Source organism: Thiolapillus sp. (assembly GCF_048562965.1).
Classification (GTDB): domain Bacteria; phylum Pseudomonadota; class Gammaproteobacteria; order Chromatiales; family Chromatiaceae; genus Thiolapillus; species Thiolapillus brandeum_A.
On sequence record NZ_JBHNMF010001010.1, the window covers coordinates 1 to 1,009 of the forward strand.

2 protein-coding genes are annotated in these 1,009 nt (G+C 54.9%); both read left to right on the forward strand.

Annotated features, from left to right (window positions below; all coding sequences use genetic code 11):
• Positions 1-96 precede the first annotated feature (96 nt).
• Positions 97-774 carry a glycosyltransferase family 2 protein gene (locus ACOCD2_RS21855; RefSeq protein WP_293647294.1) on the forward strand — a complete coding sequence of 226 codons (678 nt, stop codon included), beginning with the start codon at positions 97-99 and terminating at the stop codon, positions 772-774.
• A 53-nt stretch (positions 775-827) separates the two neighbouring features.
• Positions 828-1,009: DUF2304 domain-containing protein (locus ACOCD2_RS21860; protein WP_419589173.1), on the forward strand; the 182-nt coding region annotated here is incomplete at its 3' end.

A 1,009-nucleotide genomic window follows, 5' to 3' on the forward strand; every position in this document is an offset into this window, starting at 1 on the left:
CACAATAGAAGCTGTTGAAAAACAAGTTTCTGATTTATATAACGATATTCTATCGACACCCTCCGCCTGAACTGCAGCCGTCTATGAAAGGAAGCCATGTTTGATTCCGCAATCATCCTGATCCCCGCTCACGACGAAGCACAATCGGTGGCTGCGGTGATCAGTGAGGTGTCCAACCGCACGGACTGCCGTATCGTCGTCATTGATGATGCCAGCAGTGACGATACCGCGGAAGTGGCCAGAAAGGCAGGTGCCACAGTGCTCTCGCTGTCCGTACAGCTGGGCGCGTGGGGGGCCGTGCAGACAGGCATGCGCTTTGCACTGCGGCAGGGATACAGATTTGTCATCACCATGGATGCCGATGGCCAGCATGAAGCGGCCGACCTGGGCAGGCTGTTTGCCCCCGTCTACGAAGGACAGGCCGATGTCAGCATCGGGGCCTGTACCCGTCGGGGCTCGCGCATGCGCAAGATCGCCTGGGTATTTCTGAAATGGATTTCCGGGCTGAGCATGGATGACATCACTTCCGGTTTTCGCGCCTACAACAAAACGGCTCTGGAACTTCTGTCCGGCAAAGATGCAACACTGCTGGAGTACCAGGACATTGGCGTACTCGCTCACCTGAAAAGAAACAACTTGACAATCAATGAGATACAGGTAAACATGTGCCCCCGGGTATCGGGGCATTCGCGTGTTTACAGTTCCTGGCTGATGGTCGCCTACTACATGGTGCAGGCAAGCATCCTCGGGTTCAGCAAGCGCAGCAACAGATAGCCCCGCATCTTGCTAGAATAGCAGTCAGTCACCGACAAGGTTTCAACCCAGCAATGTCACACACGAATTGGATATCCGCCATCATTGGTCTGCTGACTGCCGGTCTTATCTTCTACCTGGTACGAAGAGATCATCTCCACACACGCTATGCCCTGTGGTGGGTACCTGTCGCACTGGTCATGGCTGTGCTGGGTGTCTTTCCCCAGATCGTGGACTGGATCGGTCGCATGATGGG